This is a genomic window from Methanocaldococcus indicus (assembly GCF_049554935.1).
Classification (GTDB): Archaea; AGJL01; Methanococci; order Methanococcales; family Methanocaldococcaceae; genus Methanocaldococcus; species Methanocaldococcus indicus.
Genome location: NZ_CP186926.1, coordinates 1,152,792 through 1,171,444 on the forward strand (window position 1 = coordinate 1,152,792; position 18,653 = coordinate 1,171,444).

An 18,653-nucleotide genomic window follows, 5' to 3' on the forward strand; every position below is an offset into this window, starting at 1 on the left:
CTATTTTCTATTCCAGTCATCCTCAAATCTTACAATATCATCCTCGCCCAAATACTCTCCAACCTGTATCTCTATAACCTCCAAAGGAATCTTTCCAGGGTTTTCTAACCTATGCTTTAAACCGCTCTTCTAACGAAGATGCTTTCTCCACTTCTAACAAATTTTTCTTTTCCCTCAATAGTTACCTTAGCCATACCTTTAACAACAACCCAGTGCTCACTCCTATGGTAATGTAATTGATAACTCAGCTTTTTTCCAGGTAGAACAGTTATTTTCTTAACTTTATAAAATCTTCCCTCATCTAAAACCTCATAACATCCCCACGGTCTATAAACTTTCTTGTGGAATAAAACCCTTTCATTACCTTTTTGTTTTAAATATTTAACTACATCTTTAACTTTCTGACTTTCTCCCTTATTACAAATTAATAAAGCATCTTTCGTATCAACAACAATTAAATCATCGATTCCAATCAAAGAAACTAACTTCCCTTCATGAGTATATATTAGGTTATTTCTCGAATTTAAAACAACATTCTCCCCATAAATAATATTTCCATTTTTATCCTTATTAAAAACCTCATATATGGCATCAAAACTACCTAAATCACTCCATCTTATATTTAGAGGGATTACAGCAACTCTATCAGATTTCTCCATAATTCCATAATCTATTGAAATATCAGGAACTTTTTTATAAACCTCCTCTATATTGCCCTCTTTAAATGCCTTACAAATTTCTGGACAGTATCTCTTAACTTCCTCTTCAAAAATATCAGTCTTAAAGAGAAACATTCCACTATTCCATAAATATCCTCTCTCTATATATCTCTTAGCAGTCTCAAAATCAGGTTTTTCTTTAAATTCATCTACCTTATAACCAACATCCAATTTCATTCCAGGTTTTATGTAACCATAGCCTGTATGAGGTCTATTAGGCTTAATTCCAAAGGTTATTAAATAATTATCTGCCAACTTAACTCCTTCTTTAACAGATTTCACAAATTCATCTCCATTCTTAATTAAATGGTCTGAAGGGAAAACAGCTACAACATTATCTCCATCCCTATCCTTTATAACTTTAGCCCATAATATATTGCTGGTAAGGTATTTTTTCCAATAGGTTCAACTAAAATATTTTCTTCTTTAAAATTATAACCTAACTCCTTTATCTGACCCAAAACCAAAAACTTATGCTTTTCATTTGTAATTATGTATATATCATTTATATCTGATAGTTTTAAAGTCCTTTCAAATGTTAGTTGAAAAAGTGATTTTCTAAATGCTTTGAATTTTATAAATTGTTTCGGGTAATATTCTCTACTTAGTGGGAATAATCTACTACCTATACCACCAGCCAAAATGATAGATTTCATTTTATCACTTTTTTATTATTTATCTTATAAATTAAAATATTATTATTCTGATTATTAAATAAAAATTTTCCAAAAATTGGTGACATTTATGGTAGATAAAATTAAAGACATTAGAGATGTAATTTTAAATGTATTTATTATTATGTTATTTATATATTTATTTATAATGACATACATCTATTTACAAACTAACATTACCTACAACTTATATATTATAAAGGTAAATATACAAGTAGTATTGGTGATTTTGGGAATAATGCTTATTTTACTGTATCTTCCAAAAGTGAAAACAGTAACATATGATTTATTTAAGAAATTCCATTCTCAAATAAAATCTTTTTCATTAGGTCAAAAGTTTGTTCTTATAGCAATTATTCTTCTAATATACTCTGCAATTTCTTTAATAAAAAATAATGAAAATTATGCGAATGCAATTGCTATTTTAAGTTATTACTTTTTGACTCTTGGAGTAATTAATGAATTCATAATTTATGTTTTAGAAGAAAAAATTAATGACAAAATAAATATTATTCAAACATTTGCATCTCTACTATTTCTTGGATTAGCTGTTCATTATACAAGTGATATTAAATATTATTTTAAATATTTGGATATTGTAATTATTGCAATTGCATTAATATACATTATAATAGAATTAAAAAATAAAAAAAAAAGATATTAGTTAATTGTTCATTTTTTCTTACCTATAAATAAGTATGCTCCCACTCCAATAATTACCAATACAGCTATTACCATTATGATTGCTGTCCATGGAGATCCTTTTGTTTCTTCTGTTACTGATTGTGTTGTTACTTCTTTTGTTGTTGTAGTTTTTTCCTCGATTGTGGTTGGCTTTGAGGATTTATTTCCTTCTTTGATTGTTGTTGTTTTTGTTGTAGTTTCTTCTTCAGTTGTAGTAGGTTTCTCTTCTTCTGCTTTAATTGCTACAGCAAAAATACTAAATCCTGGAGTGTATGCTTTATAATATATATTTTCTGCATCTTCAATTCCTAATTTTTGGGTTTCTAAAGTTTCCCATCCATTGTGGTATCTTAACATTACTACATCATCTGGGTTATATCCTTTTTCTTTAAGCCATTTCTTTGATACCATAAACTTAATCCAACCTTTTGGTTCAATTTCTTTTCCTGTAGCTTCATCTATAACCTTTATTTCAATGATGTTGTATATGTCCTTAGCAATTGCTGGCTTTTCTATTGTTGATGGTAGTGATGCTAATTTTGCAATCATTACTTTTGCTTGGACTTGTTGTTGATACTCAAGTGTTAATCCAAGTATTCCTAATTCTTTTGCTTTTTCAAATGGTATTGATATTTCTATTGGTTTTCCTGGTTCAAATTGAGTTTTTATTTCTACTTTTGCAACAACTCCTGGAGTTTCAGTTTCTTCGGAGGATATTGCTATGCCGCCTCCACCACCAGATGTATAATGTCCAGATGTATAATGTGTTGTTGTAGTTGTTTCTTTTACTTCAATACTTTGTTCTTTTGTAAATAAAACTGTTTCACCATCAGATTTTTTAACTACAACTTCTAATTTTATTTTGTAAGTTCCAGCAGATTTTGGTTTCCATTTTATATCATAAACAATAAATGCAGAATTTAAACTATTTATGACATTGTATCCGTAACCATAGCCAGTTATGTAGCCATAATTATATCCGTAACCATATCCTGTTTGGTAAGTAATATACCCATATCTTGATTCATTTATATAATCATATCCATAACCATATCCTGAAACAGCATTAGTTTCTGAATCTACTTTTATTTCAATAATCTCACTTGAAGTGTTGTATAGCTCTATATTTTGAACAACAATTGCATTTGGAGTTAAATTAATCGGAATATTTACTTTATCAACTTTTCCATCTTTTGATATTGTTAATGTTATATTTTGGATATCTGACCATTCTTGACTTTGGATTTCTATTTTTGCTTTGAAACTAACCTCTTCATTTACATTACAACTTGAAGGTAGATTTTCAAAACTTACCTGTATTCCCGCCATGGGTTGTATCAATATTAGCATAGCTACAATACTTAGCGTTATTATTATACTTGATAATGTCTTCTTGTCTTTATTTATAGGAGTCATAATCTCCCCCAAAATATAGAATCATAAGTCTTAGAAAGAAATAAGAATATATAAAATCTTAATTAACTTTATAAATATATAAAATTTATGGTATTGAAAATTTATGGGTAATATTGGGTTTATACTAGTTATAGTAATTAATATTATATATAAATGTTTGTGATATTTCTATATTTGAAATGGTGAGGCTGATGGGATTATCTATAATTATGCCTTGTTATAGAGGAGAAAGATTTATTGAACATTCCATTAGAGAAGTTGAAAGAATAGTTAGTAAATTTTGTAAAGATTTTGAAATTATTGTTGTAGTTGATGGTTTTGTAGATAAAACTTATGAGATTGCTAAAAAGTTAGAAGAAGAATTTAATAATTTAAAGGTTGTAGGATATGAGAAAAATAGAGGTAAGGGTTATGCATTAAAGTATGGGTTAAAATTTTGCAATGGGAAGTATGTGGCATTGTTGGATAGTGATTTAGAGTGTCGTCCTGAAACATTAAAGTGGTTTATTGAAAAAATTAAAAACAATAATATTGATATAATTATTGGAAATAGAAAAAATAGAAAAAGTATTGTTAAATATCCAAAATTAAGGAAGTTCCTAAGCTATGGGTTTGTATTTTATGTAAATTTGATGTTTCCAGAGCTTAAAGTTAAAGATACTCAAACTGGAATTAAGATGTTTAAAAAAGAAATTTTAGAAGATTTATTTAAAGAGTTTGAAAGGTTGAATTTATCTTATAGATATTCCTTTGATGTTTCTTTATTGGTTTTGGCAAGAAGAAAAGGATATACAATAAAAGATAGCCCATGTATTGTTGTTAAAGAGGATAATGGAAATAATCTAAATGGATTAAAATTAATTAATATAATTTATAGTATGGGAAAAGATATTATTAAGTTAAAAATGAGGTTGAAATAAATTAAATTAAAAATCTATTTTAAATTTAATAGATTATTTAGTTTTTGTTTTAAATTTGATTACCTATTTTTCTCTTTTCCAGTTATAAAGTAAGTAGGTTATACAGCATAATAGTGTTGCTCCACTTATGAATAATCCAAAGTAGAATAAACTCTGTGGTAAGAAATATATGATTATTGTAAATCTACCATCCTTATTTTTATCAAATTCTTTTGGGTTAATATACCATGCGTTTGCAAAACCGTTTGCTATGAAGTGGAAAGTTTCATTTACAGCTGGTTTTTTAAATAAGTAGATTATATCCCCCGGAGTAAATCTATACCAGTCATGCTTAGCCTCTTTCACATGAACTTTTGGATATTCTGCCATTATTTGGTTAAAGTTAGTTGATTTATCTTCTATGTAGATTTTCCACTGTGGATGATATGATTCAGAGAACACCAGGAAGAATGGTTGTGTAGCGTTTTCTACTGATACAATGTATTTTGTTGGGTTGATTTTTTTGAAGGTTATTGTTGGAGTTGAAGATTTAATTTCATTTAGTTTAGTTAAGTTAGTTAAATCTAATGTGTGCAAGGTTATATTATTATCTTTGATTATATGATTAATTTGTATTATTGCTCTTTGATTTGGGGGGATTACAATTGGAAAGTTTATGGGTTTTGTCCCCATACCCATCCAGTCAGTTTCCCACCATACTCCTATAATATCATCTATTTGTTTTCCATTTTCATCTATTTTAGTAATTATTAATGGTTTAGAACCAGTTTTAATGTAGATTAGTGTTGAATTATAGGCACTCCAGCCAGTTGAACTATACGGTGGGAATTTGTATGGACATGTTTTTAGGGATGAGAAAGTCAGAGTATCATTTAGTTCTTTTCCATCTGTTCTTATAACTGATTTCCATCCTATATAGTATCTTGCATCTATAGAATTGTTTGATAAATTATTCCAGCTGAATGGATTTTTATTTCCATTGGTTGGTTTTATAGATATTGTGTGTTTAGTTATGATTATTGAATTATTGTAATTTTTAAGGAATTGCCACTGTTCTTTATTTGTTTGGTTAGAAAGGATTATTATGTTGTTTTCAATTTCATAGTCATCCAAGCTTAGTATTATGAACATGTCATTAAGGCTACTATTTAAGAACACTATATTTCTAACAGAATATATTTTAGGTAAGCTATATTTCAATGAATATATCTTAACATATCTATTATGCGAAGTGCTATTATTAATGATATAGAGTTTATTATCAAGTTGTTTATTTATTAATTCTAAATTATATAGATTTTTATTTGGAGTGTGCCATGGTAAAACATCCATTCTTAATACTATATATTTTATATTTAACATATATAAAATTTTTTTAACTTTTGAGATATTAGTTGAAGTGTATATATTTTTTTCGAGAATTCTAATAAAATCTCTGTTAAATATACAAAGATCTGAATATAATGTGGGTTTTGGAGAATATAATATTATTGGATCTCCTCCCTGACCTTCAGTCTGATAAAAAGTTTTAAGGTAGTAAGGTGAAGCAACCATTGGTAAATACATAACTCGTATGTCTTTTTTATCGTTTTTTAACAATAGTTGAATTTTTTTATATTCTTCAGGAGTTTCAAAAACATTTACCTTCGCCCATAGCTTATGGTAGTTATCTGAAAGATAGTTATAAGAAAAATCTCCAGATAAGTATGTAGGAATATTAAGTAATAGAAATATCAAAATGGCTATTATTAACATTAATTTTTTTGTTTTTATATTATTTAGCTTTTTTAAAGTTAGAAAAATTGAAAGCCCTACACAAATCGATAGTCCTAAAGTAGCAATAAAAATTAAATGTTGAGGGGATCTAAACAAAAACATATAGGATATTACATTACTTAAAACATTTTTAAGAGGACCCTTTAATCCTGATGATAAACCAACACCAATTAGGAATACGAAATACCAAAAGAGATATTCCCCATATATTCCAAACTTTGTAGTTTTATTATCTTTAAACATTATACCTAATAAACATAATATAACAGGGGCTATCAAAATGAAATACCCTACAGATCCAAAAAAATCAAGTACTACGTGCGTATAAAAATGTCTATCAAAATACCCCGAAGTCGTAAATGCAAGAAAAGTATCTGGAACATTATGTGCAAATGACATATATACTTGCATTTTTGGTTGTGAAATTGCGTATTCTATTTGAGTAGATGTTAAAAAATTAATAAAATAAAATAACCACCACGCATTCAGTAGTAAAATCATGAGAAAAACAAATAACAAAAAAATTTTATTAATTTTTATTTTTTTTATATTTAGTGTTATATATATCATTATAATAAATATAAAAATAAATAATTTTTGTAGAGACATTGTTATAGCTGAAAATAGCAAAACAAATATTATTAAGTCCCTAATGGGTTTTTTACTTGTTATAATAATACGTCTGAAGTAAAGGAGTATCAATGGAAAAATCGAATATGATATTAATTGGGTGTATGCTCCCCCAATAATTTCATTAAATAAATAGGGTGAAAATCCGTAAAACAACCCTCCAAAAAACGAAGCAATATATATTATATTAGAATCTAATTTTTGCTCTGAGTAAGATACAATAATATTGTATATTAAATAAAACATAGAAATAGATGAGATGCTTAAAATAAGAGATATAAAAAGCTTGGATGTTAAACCTCCCCCAAATATCTCACATAAAATTCCTTGAATGATCCAATATGGGATGTTAGTTATAAAATACCCAATTTCAAAACCAAAACAATTTTCATCATATACAAAAAAAGATTTTTTTATTAAAGTATTTGCACTAATTGATGTTGATGGAAATGACCAATCCCAGTTATGTCCAACTGTGCCATTATTTACCAAAAAATTATGTATGCTAAAAAAACTAAGAAAAATGTAAAATAAAAATACAAATGCTAATTTTTTGTTAATTGATTTGACTGTTTTAATCATTCCACCATCCCCTCCAACACACCCTTTAAGTATGCACCGATAAACTCAGTTTTTCCAAGTTTTAATAACACATACAAATAATACATTGTTATAACTAAATTAAAAGTTAGTAAAAATATTATATAGTGTGTTTTTGGTGCATTTCTTTTCATAAATATAACCCTATTTCTTGCCAATAAATATACCCTATCCCATCTATGCAATCCTAAATTTCTTGAGTTGTCCGTTTCTATAGGGATGTTATGGTATGCTATTGCAGAAGGAACTGCTAAAACTTTATACCCTAATTTTTTTATTCTAATAGCTAATTCGCTTTCTTCATACATAATTTTATATTTTTCATAAAAACCTCCAAGTTTATCAAAGCATTCTTTTCTCACCATGAAAGTATGGGGCATGTGGTCTATTTCATAAGGTTGTTTTGGAAGATTTACTTCACTTAGCTTTTTATTTCTATGCAAATATTTTGTTAAACTTGTAAATAAATCGTTATATCCCCCTGCACACCAGATTATATCGCTATTCCAATACAATATTACTGGTGCTACTAAGCCCACTTTTTCATCACTTTCCAATACTTCAACAAGCTTGTTTATAGTATCTTTATCAACAGCTCCATCATCATCTATAAAGAACAAATACTTCCCTTTAGCGTATTTTGCTCCTATGTTTCTGCCTTTGGCTGGAAAGTAATTTTTATCATTCTTTACATAGAAAATATAAGGAAATTTTTCACAGTATTTCTTAATAATATCGGGAGTATTATCAGTAGATGCATTATCTACAACAATTATTTCTTTTTTTGGATAGTTATCAGATACTAATGATTCTAATAAAATCTTAAGTTTATCAAGTCGATTATGTGTTACTATGATAATAGAAACTAATGGTAATTTGTTCATTTTTTACACCACATTATGATTTATTTTTTAGCAATAATAAATATGGTGTATCCACTATCTTTTTTCCTTAAATTATACTCAATATCTATTTTCTTTAGTAATAGCTTTGGAGCATAAGGTAAATTCACTTTAAAAATTTTAGTAATTGGATATGTTATAAAACTATACCATAAAATACCCAATAACTCCCAAAAACCGCCTGCAGTAAAAACATCTTCTACTTTAAATCCAACATTTTCAACCATTTTAATAAGGGTCTTTACTTTATAATGCCTATGTCCTAAAATATACTTTGCAGGGTCTAAATACGTATAAATAGGTCTATCATTTGGAGTTGTTAAGATTAAAATACCGTTTGGCTTTAGAACTCTATAGATTTCTGATAATGCCTTCAACTCACTATTTTTTGGTAGATGTTCAATTACATCTGTAAAATAAACAAGATCAAAAGTATTATCTTCAAATGGTAAGTTCAAGACATCTGCAACTATATCGGGATTTACATTAGGATCAATATCTACATTTATACTTCCAAATCGGGTTTCTTTACAACCAATATTTAATGAAAATCCATTAATATTTGAAGTTAGTTCTTTAATAACTCTCAACCTACCAAAAATTTCATTATTCATTTTATCAACCTTGTTTCCATTTACTTCTATCTTCAGGTTTAACCCCAAACAAATAATTCTGTAAAGTTCCAAATCCATAAACCAACAAAGTTATCCAGCAGGCTGGGATATGAAAGAACCAAGCTACATCTGGCTTTTTTCTATAACCTTTAATAACTTGAAATAATAACGGTAATATAAATACCGTATAAACAATAAACTTTAAAAGTTTGCCTCTGCTAAGTGATGACCATGGATATTTTCTTAATCCCAATTTTTTATAGTATGAATAATCTTTAATCCTTCTTCTCTGTTTTCTTATAAAGGTAGATATACTACCAGAGAATATATGGATTATTCCAACTTTAACCTTAGCAAATTTGTTATATCCTTGCTTAACTAACTCATACACAACATCAATATCAAACAAATAATCATCTATTGAACATTTTTTAAGCATTTTTCTTCTTATCATAAATCCATTAGCACCAATTGTTGGTATTTCTCTCTCATTAATCTCAATTTTTAAATAATCTCCCCTATCTTCCTCTTTGATATTTAATTCTGTCCATTTGTCAGTTATCAAACAATACCTATCATAGTTTCCCATGTATAGACATAAAGGGTCGTTCATTCCTATTAAAGCACAATATCGAGTTATATAACCATCTTCCTTTCTGTAAGTATAATAAAGCGGTTCTGAGCCAACTATTTCCTCATCTTCAATAAATGGTTTTATCATTTTTTTAAACCAATCTTTTGTTGGTAGTATATTATCAGAATCAATTAATGCAATAATATCTCCGTTAGCTTTTTTAACTCCAACGGCTTTTCCAGCCTCCCCCGTTTTTAAAGGATTATTAAATATTTTATCCGTATATCTTCTTGCTATCTCTAAGGTTCTATCTACAGACCCTCCATCGGCAATGATTATTTCAATTTTATCCTTTGGATAATCTTGATTAACTATAGATTCCAGACACATCTCAAGAGTTTTTTCTGAGTTATATGTTGGAATAACTACTGTTATAGAGGGACACTCCATTTTTTATCAACCTCAGTTGTCTTTACTATTATTTAGCACATACATATTTTTTATCAAACTTTACAAAAATCCTATAAACCAGAAAGTAACTTAAAGGATGCAATTCATAACTACTAAAATCTAATATTAAATGAGATAACAACCCAATAGAAGCCCCAAATAAACATTTAGATAAGTTAGGAAACAAAAAACCAAATAAAATTAACAAAAACACAAATTCAAGGGAATGAAATAACACAATTACTTTTCCAAACTTTTCATAAAAATGCTCAAAAATTTCTTTACTAAAGATTATTTTCTTTTTATATATCCAAAAATCTATAAGATGGTCTACATCAACAAAAAATCCAAAGATGAAACAAAATAAAGCACCATCTAAAGAACTTGTCGATACATAATATATCAATGCTAAAATAATAGACGCTATAAGATGATATTGGGGCATCATACTTCTACCTTAATTTGAAGGAGAAAAATCCTTTAAATGACCTATAACCTTCTTAGCCCCTCTTAATATAAATTCTAAATCTTCCTTACTTCTAATTGATAAAATCCTTCTCATCACATATTTAGGGGTTAAGAACGATTTATACAATTCTCTTGTTAATTCTTTAACATCATTATCATCTATTGGAGCTTTTATAACAAGCTTCCTCATATCGTAATCATCCCAATCATAAGTCATTAACAATCCTTGCTCCTTCATATCTTCAAACATCTTAGTCCCGGGATATGGAACAACTATAGTGGCTTGTAAAGTTGAAGCATAACCCTTCTCAAACAGCCATCTCGCTAACTTTACAGTTTTCATAGCTTCTTCTTTTGTCTCCCAAGGATAACCGACCATTATCGTTATATGTGGCTCTAATCCAGCCTCTGAAGCCCATTTTAGCTCTTCTGTAATCCTCTCTACAGTTACTCCTTTATTTATCCTTTTCAATGTTTCATTACTTGCAGATTCCAAACCACAGAGTATCATTCTAAATCCTGCCTTTGCTAAAAGTTCATAATCTTTTTTAGTTAATGCTCCAAATCTCATATTGCATCCAATATATATTTCTTCGTTATAGCCCCTCTCAATTATCATATTTGCAAACTTTCTTAGCCATTCTCCTGATGGAAATGAACCTGTGTCATCAAAAATTTCTTTAACTTTATACTTTTCAATTAACATCCCAATTTCATCAACTAATAACTCTGGATTTCTTACCCTATAATTTGGATATAATGTTGTCCAAGCACAAAAACTACATCCCCCATTCTCTCTCCACCAGCAATCTCTTCCAGCCATTGTATAAGTTCCAGGAGTTCTTTTGTAATTTCCATTTTTATATGCATAAAGCCACCATTTTGTTAAATCTCTATCTATAAATGGTAGTGAATTTAAATCATGATTTAATATAAACCTTCCAGTATTTTTTATATGCCCATCTTCATCCTTATAATAAAACCCAGGTTCAAGGTTATCCTTTCCTTCCAACCATTTAACCAAATTTAAAAGCATAAAATCATAGTCTCCACCAGTTATTACAAAATCTACTTTAGAATTTTCAAATGACTCTAACGGCAATGCAGTAACATGATCACCCATCAAAACTATCTTAGTTTTTGGCAGATATTCTTTTAACTCGTTAATTATTTTCCAATGTTTTTTAACCACGGGAGTTTTTGTTTCTATCGCTATAATATCAGGTTCTTCATTTATAATATCATTTAACCATTTATCATAGCTTTTTTCTTCAGCAATTCCATCATCCCAAACCACATCATAACCATTATGCTTTAATAGAGTTGCCGCATAAGCTGGGACCATAGGATATATATAAGTAGGCTCACTAAACCATTGAAATTGCCTATTTTGTGAAAGTAACGGAACTCCTTTTTCACTTTCCAATGGAGGGTAAGATATACTAATTTTCATAAATTACCACCTTTTTCTTAAATCTTTCTTTAATAATCCAATAATAAACCCAATACCATAAACCAAGTGTGTGAGTATAATCCCAATCCAAGTTAATATTAACAATTTAGGAGATTTGGTTTGGTCTAATGCCGCTACAAATGCTAAAATAACATACACCAACATTATTAAAGACATGAACAGGGCAATATACTTCACTATAGGCAGATATAAAGCTAATATCAAACTAACAATCCAAAACACAAACATGCCCACCAACAGGGAGGGAACTATATAAATTAATTTTCTTGAATTTTCTGGAAATTTCTTAAAGAAATGTCCTCTGTGCAACCCAAATCTATATACCTGTCTTAGATGTGGAATAAACAACGGTCTTCTGTGATGATAAACTATAACATCAGGAGCCTCTATCATTTTAAACCCCAATTTTTTTATTTCTAAGCATATTAAAGTATCTTCTCCAGGCCAGTATTCTTCATTCCATCTAACTTTTTCAAATATTTCTTTTTTTACTATAAAGTTACACGAGTGGATATCATCAGATTCGTAAGGTTTCCCCATCTTGTATCTATTTTTTAATCCCCCCATCAAAAATGATGAATATATGTATCCACTAACTTTCTGCATATCACTATCTTCAGGAGGCGTTATTCCAGGTCCCCCCACAGCAGCCACTTTAGGATCTTTTAAATATTTAACAGCATTTTTCAGCCAATCTTTTATAGGATACGCATCATCATCTATAAAAGCTACAATATTTCCAGAAGAATTTTCTACACCAATATTCCTTTTCTTTCCTGGAGACGCTTTCCCAGTAGGTATTATTTTTACATCTTTATCGTCTACTATATCCTCATTATTTATATAATCTGGTAAGACAATAATTTCAAAATCTGGATAATTTAATTCTTTACATTTTCTAATACAATCTTTCGCATATTTATTAATATTTTTACATGGGATGATAATAGAAACTTTATCCATATACCTTAACCTCCTAAGACACTGTCAAGTTAACGACTTCAACCAATTGTAGAACATCATGAAACTTTTAATCCAGCTAACAACTGTATCGAATTTGCTGTTATTAGGAAACCTATTATAAAATGCTTTAGTTCTTCGTTTGAGTAGTGAGAAAAAGCTTTCTACACAATTTCTCAGTCCGAATCTGACTCTTTCAAATTCTAAACCCAATCTTTGCAATGCCCACGGATACCATCTTCCACCATCGACCAAAATCTTCGGCTTATTAGAGCAAAATTTTAATATGCTCTTAACGAATAATATAGTATCGAGGTAGTTTCTTGTTTCAGAAACATAAACTCCCAAGCACTCTTTCGATTCAACATCAATAGCAGACCATACGTAAATAACTTCATTTCCAATCTTTAGTTTGGTCTCATCGATTGCAATTGCGTATCTTTCCTTTCTTTCAGGTTCGTTTAAAACCTCTTTAACCTTGTGATAATAAGTCCTAACCGACTCATGGCTTATACTTTCGAATTGGGAAAGAAACAAACTTACTTTCCTCAACGATAGTCCAAAGTAATACAAAATCCCAGCTAAGATTTTAACTTCTATCGACTTCTTATTCCTTTTAAAAATCTTCTCCTCTTCGATTCTCTCCTTTAAGACTTCTATCGTGAGCTTCATATTTTACTATTTTTTATCGATATATTAATAAAAGCTTAACTTGACACTCTCACTATAGTAAGGTTAATATATATTAGTCAAAAATATATATTTTATCATTTAATAAATAGCCCCAATATTTAAGGTTATATGTGATTGTGAAGAGTAAGAGCTTAACGCTTAAACCTTTCTTGCTTACAGCTCGAATATGCTTAGGGAACATTGTAACTAACTCTGAGAAGTTAGTTTCGATGCTTTTTTTCAACTTATTCAATATTTTATACTTTTTTCTCTCTACAAACAATTTAATCATGTTTTTTCTTTTTATCGCTTCGAAATAAACTTTTCCATTTCTTAATAAATTTTCAAAACCTTTATCCATATAACCTTTATCTCCGATTATACTACAGTTCATAAATTCTCGAATAAACCATCTGAAATTTTTCTTTTAAAATATCTAAGTCGTGTTGATTTGCAGGATTAATGAATATCAGCATTAGATATAAACCATCGGTGATATAAGTTGCTTTATATCTAAAATAATAACGTTTTTTTGATGCATTAAACCCGACTGTTCCATCTTTTTTAATTAACATTGATTTTCCTCTTTTATTATGTCTGTTTTTTCTTACAAGTTCTTTCGTTTCAATTGGAATTGTATCTATAAATAACAAACAGTTTTTTGTTTAAAAAGACCCTCTGAATTTCAAATAATAGTTCTTCATATCTACTTAATCGTTCAACTAATTTGTTGTATCTTATTTTCGGAAATAACCCCAACTCTTCGATTAAAAATTCATATCCCTTTTTATACACCCACCGAAGTATACCATACAATAGAACCGAAAAGATTATTAAGTCCAAGAAAGATATTTTTTCTCTGCGGGTGTATGGCGATTTATATTTAGTAACTATCAGGTGAAACTTAGTCCGCATAAGTTTTATTAAACGCTTAATCTTCGGAATTTTTGATTTATCGGTGATATTATCACCTCCCAATATTTTTTGTAGTAATCTATAATTACATAAAATTATATATAAATATATCTGTTTGATGGGAACTAAGGTTAATATTTTTATCAGAGACTGTTGGAAACAAAAGCTTTATGATGTTTTACAATAAGGATGATGTCGGTAACTTGACAGTGTCTTATAAGATTATAAACTTAGGGGATTTAAATGAAAATTTCAGTTATTGGAACTGGATATGTTGGTATAATACAAGCAGTTGGTTTAGCAGAGTTTGGTTTTGAAGTTGTAGGAATAGATATTGATGAATCAAAAGTTAAAGCATTAAATAGTGGAGAATGTCCTTTGTATGAAGAAGGATTAGAAGAGCTATTAAAAAAACATGTAAATAAAAATTTAACTTTTACAACATCTTATGAGCCAATAAAAGACTCTGAAGTTATATTTTTATGTGTTGGGACTCCACAAGATAAAGATGGTAATGCTGATTTAAGATTTTTATTTTCAGCAGTTGAAAAAATAAAAGAAACAATAGATAAAGAAGATTATAAAGTTATTGTTATAAAATCTACTGTTCCAGTAGGAACAAATAGGAAAGTGAAAGAACTCTTAAGAGGTTATAATGTTGATGTTGTTTCAAATCCTGAATTTTTAAGGGAAGGAATTGCTGTTTATGACTTTTTCAATCCAGAGAGAATAATTTTAGGATTTGAAAGTTTAGATAAGAAAAAGCCAATTGAGATTATGAAAAAAGTTTATAATTATTTTGAAGGGAAAAATGTTCCATTTGTAATAACAAATTGGGAAACAGCAGAGTTAATAAAATATGCATCAAATGCATTCTTAGCAACAAAAATATCATTCATAAATGAGATAGCAAAATTAGCAGATAAAGTAGGAGCTGATATAAAAAACATAAGCTATGCTATGGGATTAGACCCAAGAATCGGTAATAAGTTCTTAAATGCTGGAATTGGTTATGGTGGAAGCTGTTTCCCCAAGGATGTCAAAGCATTAATAAAACAATTTGAAAACAATAATATAGAGCCGATATTAATTAAAGCTACGGATAGAGTTAATGAAGAACAAATAAAATGGTTCTTTGAGAAAATTAAAAATTACTATGGAAATTTAAATGGAAAGACCTTTGCTATCTTAGGTTTGGCTTTTAAACCAAATACTGATGATTTGAGAGAAAGTAGGGCTATAAAATTGATAGATATGGTTTTAGATAGTGGAGCAATTGTTAAAGGGTTTGATTATGTGGAAAAAGCAAGAGAAAATACAACTAATATGTATAAATTGAATAAGTCAAAGGCATTTTACGGCTATAATTTGTATGTGTTGGATGACTTGTATGAGACAGTTAAAGATGTCGATGGAATAATAATAACTGTTGAGTATGATTTTAATAAAGAAGATTGGGAAAAAATTGCAAATTTAGTTAAAGAAAAAGTTGTATTTGATGGAAGAAATGTTTTGGATGTTAAAAAGATTAAAAAATTAGGATTCAAATATTATGGGGTGGGTAGATGAAAACAATAAACTTTATTTAATTAATAGTAAATTCTTCATTTCCCATATTTAGTACTGGAATAGTAGAGAGTGTCAAGTTAAGCTTTTATTAATAATTGATAAAAAATAATAAAATATAAAGCTCACGATAGAAGTCTTAAAGGAGAGAATCGAAGAGGAGAAGATTTTTAAAAGGAATAAGAAGTCGATAGAAGTTAAAATCTTAGCTGGGATTTTGTATTATCTTGGACTATCGTTGAGGAAGGTAAGTTTGTTTCGTTCCCAATTCGAAAGTATAAGCCATGAGTCGGTTAGGACTTATTATCACAAGATTAAAGATGTTTTAAACGAACCTGAAAGAAAGGAAAGATACGCAATTGCAATCGATGAGACCAAACTAAAGATTGGAAATGAAAATATTTACGTATGGTCTGCTATTGATGTTGAATCGAAAGAGTGCTTGGGAGTTTATGTTTCTGAAACAAGAAACTGCCTCGATACTATATTATTCGTTAAGAGTATATTAAAATTTTGCTCTAATAAGCCGAAGATTTTGGTCGATGGTGGAAGATGGTATCCGTGGGCATTGCAAAGATTGGGTTTAGAATTTGAAAGAGTCAGATTCGGACTGAGAAATTGTGTAGAAAGCTTTTTCTCACTACTCAAACGAAGAACTAAAGCATTTTATAATAGGTTTCCTAATAACAGCAAATTCGATACAGTTGTTAGCTGGATTAAAAGTTTCATGATGTTCTACAATTGGTTGAAGTCGTTAACTTGACAGTGTCTGTAGATATATTAAAAGATTATTTAGATGAAGATGATTATATTGAGTTATTATCAAAAACTAAGAGTAAAGAAGAATCAATAAAAAGAATAATCAATAGTGGGCTAAGTAGAAGCAAAAAATTTGAATTACTTTTGTCAATAGATAAAGATGAAGCTATAAAATATGCCACTAAAAATAGGTTGTATAATGACCTCATTAAATATTATTATTTTGCTAATGAATATGATAAAGTCGTTGAATTATTTAGAAAATATAAATTCAGATACATCCCAAACATTATATATGATGTCAATTATTAAAGTGAATCCTGAGGATAAAGATGATTTATTAAGAAAACTATTCAAATATGCAGATTCATATACTAAATATTACATTGCTATGGAATTAAATGATAAAGAATTATTGCTTAAAACCTATAAAGAGTTAGTTAAATATGATATTCATAGACATGAATTAATAAATGTAATAAGAAAACTTTTATTAGATTATGATGAGAAATCCATAATTCCCAATAATAAAAAATTTGATTTATAAATATATTGATGAAAAGACACAGTTTGGTTATGAATCTGCTGTTTCTTTATTAGAGATTCTAAAGGAACATGATGAAGATGAATTTAAAAATCTTTTAGAAGAAATAAAAAAGAATCACTTTAGAAAAAGAAATTTAATGTCACTAATATCAAAAAAGGGCCGGTAAATATGTAATAAAAAATTTAAAAATTCACTATTTATCAATAAATTTTTTGATATATAGATAGTAGAAGAGTTTATAAAGGAAAATAAGCAGAGAATTGAACAAAAATTTAAGGATGAAAGGATAGTTATAAAGAAGGAGTTAAAGGATGAGTTGAGGTATGAGTTAGCAGCTAAGGAGGATGTTTTATTAACTAAAACAGAACTTAAAAAAGATATTGATTTAGTTAGGTGGGATATGATAATAATAGCATTACCAGAGATTATTGGTAAATTTTTTAGTTGATTATAGGGTGATAAATAATGGATGAAGAAAAATTAAATAAAATCTTAAATGAATTTTTAGAAAGATGTAAAGAAAAATTTGGTGATAATTTAATATCAATAGTTTTATTTGGTTCTTATGCAAAAGGGACAGCAACTGAATATTCCGATATTGATTTATTAGTTATTGCTAATAACTTGCCAAAAAGAAGAATTGATAGGTATAAAATTATAAAAGATATTGACTTAGAGTTTCTTAAAAAATATCACATAACCATATCTCCAATTTTAATTAAGCCAGAAGAATTATCAACTAAATCAATAAGTCCATTAATTTATGGTATTTTAACTGGTTATAAGGTTATTTATGACAAAAACAATTTTTGGAATAATTATATTGAAAAAATAAGGCCGATTATAAAAAAAGATGGGGCCATTTATGTTGAGAGGGATAAAGAATGGAAGATAGCAGAGTTAATTTAAGCAAATACTTTTTATCTATGGCAGAAGAAGATTTAGAAATTGCCAAAATTTTGTTAGAAACAAAACATTATGCTGGCTCTGTCTTTCACTCTCAACAGTGTATTGAAAAAGGTATTAAATCTGTCTTAATCTTATTTGGAATTTTTATAAAAACACACTACGTCTCAAATTTACTGGTTAGGAATTTGGATAAGTTTGATGAATATTGGAAAGAGAGGTTTGATAGCTTATTACCTATAATAAGGGAATTAGAAAGACATTGGGCTTTGCCTCGCTATCCTGAACCAATGGGGGAAGAAGTGTGGAATCCACTGGATAATTATACCAAAGAAGATGCAGAAGAATGTCTTAAAAATGCAGAGTATGTTTTAAAGGTTGTTAAGGAGTTTTTAAAAGAAAAATATGATTTAGAGTAAAATTATAC

20 protein-coding genes and 1 pseudogene are annotated in these 18,653 nt (G+C 28.4%); 10 read left to right on the plus strand and 11 right to left on the minus strand.

The window, feature by feature from the left end:
• Positions 1–1,375, minus strand: a pseudogene (locus ACPB8Q_RS06565) (mannose-1-phosphate guanylyltransferase/mannose-6-phosphate isomerase).
• An 88-nt stretch (positions 1,376–1,463) separates the two neighbouring features.
• On the opposite strand from ACPB8Q_RS06565, the gene ACPB8Q_RS06570 reads away from it, so the two are divergent.
• On the plus strand, positions 1,464–2,057 hold the full coding sequence (locus ACPB8Q_RS06570; protein ID WP_423792385.1) for a hypothetical protein: 594 nt from the start codon (positions 1,464–1,466) through the stop codon (positions 2,055–2,057).
• A gap of 8 nt (positions 2,058–2,065) precedes the next feature.
• Here the strand turns inward: ACPB8Q_RS06570 and ACPB8Q_RS06575 are convergent, their stop codons facing one another.
• Positions 2,066–3,493 carry a PGF-pre-PGF domain-containing protein gene (locus ACPB8Q_RS06575; protein ID WP_423792386.1) on the minus strand — a complete coding sequence of 476 codons (1,428 nt, stop codon included), beginning with the start codon at positions 3,491–3,493 and terminating at the stop codon, positions 2,066–2,068.
• 191 nt (positions 3,494–3,684) lie between these two features.
• Here ACPB8Q_RS06575 and ACPB8Q_RS06580 point away from each other — a divergent pair, with 191 nt between their 5' ends.
• Complete coding sequence (locus ACPB8Q_RS06580) at positions 3,685–4,413, plus strand: glycosyltransferase family 2 protein (protein ID WP_423792387.1); 729 nt, start codon at positions 3,685–3,687, stop codon at positions 4,411–4,413.
• Between the two features lie 63 nt (positions 4,414–4,476).
• On the opposite strand, the gene ACPB8Q_RS06585 is transcribed toward ACPB8Q_RS06580, so the two are convergent.
• From ACPB8Q_RS06585 to ACPB8Q_RS06625, 9 genes are all read right to left on the minus strand, one after another.
• On the minus strand, positions 4,477–7,401 hold the full coding sequence (locus ACPB8Q_RS06585) for a hypothetical protein (RefSeq protein ID WP_423792388.1): 2,925 nt from the start codon (positions 7,399–7,401) through the stop codon (positions 4,477–4,479).
• Positions 7,398–8,303: a glycosyltransferase family 2 protein gene (locus ACPB8Q_RS06590; RefSeq protein ID WP_423792389.1), complete on the minus strand. Its 906-nt coding sequence runs from the start codon at positions 8,301–8,303 to the stop codon at positions 7,398–7,400. The genes ACPB8Q_RS06585 and ACPB8Q_RS06590 overlap by 4 nt, the downstream gene beginning before the upstream one ends.
• A gap of 20 nt (positions 8,304–8,323) precedes the next feature.
• Positions 8,324–8,935 carry a class I SAM-dependent methyltransferase gene (locus ACPB8Q_RS06595; RefSeq protein ID WP_423792390.1) on the minus strand — a complete coding sequence of 204 codons (612 nt, stop codon included), beginning with the start codon at positions 8,933–8,935 and terminating at the stop codon, positions 8,324–8,326.
• A gap of 4 nt (positions 8,936–8,939) precedes the next feature.
• Positions 8,940–9,959 carry a glycosyltransferase family 2 protein gene (locus ACPB8Q_RS06600; RefSeq protein ID WP_423792391.1) on the minus strand — a complete coding sequence of 340 codons (1,020 nt, stop codon included), beginning with the start codon at positions 9,957–9,959 and terminating at the stop codon, positions 8,940–8,942.
• A 28-nt stretch (positions 9,960–9,987) separates the two neighbouring features.
• Positions 9,988–10,407, minus strand: a complete 420-nt coding sequence (locus ACPB8Q_RS06605; protein WP_423792392.1) for a hypothetical protein — start codon at positions 10,405–10,407, stop codon at positions 9,988–9,990.
• 9 nt (positions 10,408–10,416) lie between these two features.
• Positions 10,417–11,772, minus strand: a complete 1,356-nt coding sequence (locus ACPB8Q_RS06610) for a B12-binding domain-containing radical SAM protein (protein WP_423792393.1) — start codon at positions 11,770–11,772, stop codon at positions 10,417–10,419.
• Positions 11,773–11,883: 111 nt separating this feature from the next.
• Positions 11,884–12,864: a glycosyltransferase gene (locus tag ACPB8Q_RS06615; protein WP_423792394.1), complete on the minus strand. Its 981-nt coding sequence runs from the start codon at positions 12,862–12,864 to the stop codon at positions 11,884–11,886.
• Positions 12,865–12,888: 24 nt separating this feature from the next.
• Complete coding sequence (locus ACPB8Q_RS06620) at positions 12,889–13,533, minus strand: IS6 family transposase (RefSeq protein ID WP_423792395.1); 645 nt, start codon at positions 13,531–13,533, stop codon at positions 12,889–12,891.
• 73 nt (positions 13,534–13,606) lie between these two features.
• A complete protein-coding gene (locus ACPB8Q_RS06625; protein WP_423792396.1) occupies positions 13,607–13,927 on the minus strand; it encodes a hypothetical protein in 321 nt (106 codons plus the stop codon).
• Positions 13,928–14,691: 764 nt separating this feature from the next.
• Between ACPB8Q_RS06625 and ACPB8Q_RS06630 the strand changes: the two genes are divergently transcribed.
• The 8 genes from ACPB8Q_RS06630 to ACPB8Q_RS06665 all read left to right on the plus strand — a co-directional run bounded on the left by ACPB8Q_RS06630 (position 14,692) and on the right by ACPB8Q_RS06665 (position 18,645).
• Entirely contained in the window at positions 14,692–16,017 is a 1,326-nt protein-coding gene (locus tag ACPB8Q_RS06630) for a UDP-glucose dehydrogenase family protein (protein ID WP_423792397.1), read from the plus strand.
• Positions 16,018–16,132: 115 nt separating this feature from the next.
• Positions 16,133–16,777 (plus strand): IS6 family transposase, encoded by a 645-nt coding sequence (locus ACPB8Q_RS06635; RefSeq protein WP_423793137.1) that lies wholly within the window; start codon positions 16,133–16,135, stop codon positions 16,775–16,777.
• A 2-nt stretch (positions 16,778–16,779) separates the two neighbouring features.
• Positions 16,780–17,085: a hypothetical protein gene (locus ACPB8Q_RS06640; RefSeq protein ID WP_423792398.1), complete on the plus strand. Its 306-nt coding sequence runs from the start codon at positions 16,780–16,782 to the stop codon at positions 17,083–17,085.
• Positions 17,069–17,320 carry a hypothetical protein gene (locus ACPB8Q_RS06645; protein WP_423792399.1) on the plus strand — a complete coding sequence of 84 codons (252 nt, stop codon included), beginning with the start codon at positions 17,069–17,071 and terminating at the stop codon, positions 17,318–17,320. Before ACPB8Q_RS06640 ends, ACPB8Q_RS06645 begins: the two co-directional genes overlap by 17 nt.
• Positions 17,310–17,486, plus strand: a complete 177-nt coding sequence (locus ACPB8Q_RS06650) for a hypothetical protein (protein WP_423792400.1) — start codon at positions 17,310–17,312, stop codon at positions 17,484–17,486. Before ACPB8Q_RS06645 ends, ACPB8Q_RS06650 begins: the two co-directional genes overlap by 11 nt.
• A gap of 150 nt (positions 17,487–17,636) precedes the next feature.
• A complete protein-coding gene (locus ACPB8Q_RS06655; RefSeq protein WP_423792401.1) occupies positions 17,637–17,768 on the plus strand; it encodes a hypothetical protein in 132 nt (43 codons plus the stop codon).
• 17 nt (positions 17,769–17,785) lie between these two features.
• The gene (locus ACPB8Q_RS06660) at positions 17,786–18,229 is read left to right on the plus strand and encodes a nucleotidyltransferase domain-containing protein (protein ID WP_423792402.1); all 444 of its coding nucleotides are present in this window, start codon (positions 17,786–17,788) and stop codon (positions 18,227–18,229) included.
• Positions 18,205–18,645: a HEPN domain-containing protein gene (locus tag ACPB8Q_RS06665; RefSeq protein ID WP_423792403.1), complete on the plus strand. Its 441-nt coding sequence runs from the start codon at positions 18,205–18,207 to the stop codon at positions 18,643–18,645. The genes ACPB8Q_RS06660 and ACPB8Q_RS06665 overlap by 25 nt, the downstream gene beginning before the upstream one ends.
• Positions 18,646–18,653: the final 8 nt, after the last annotated feature.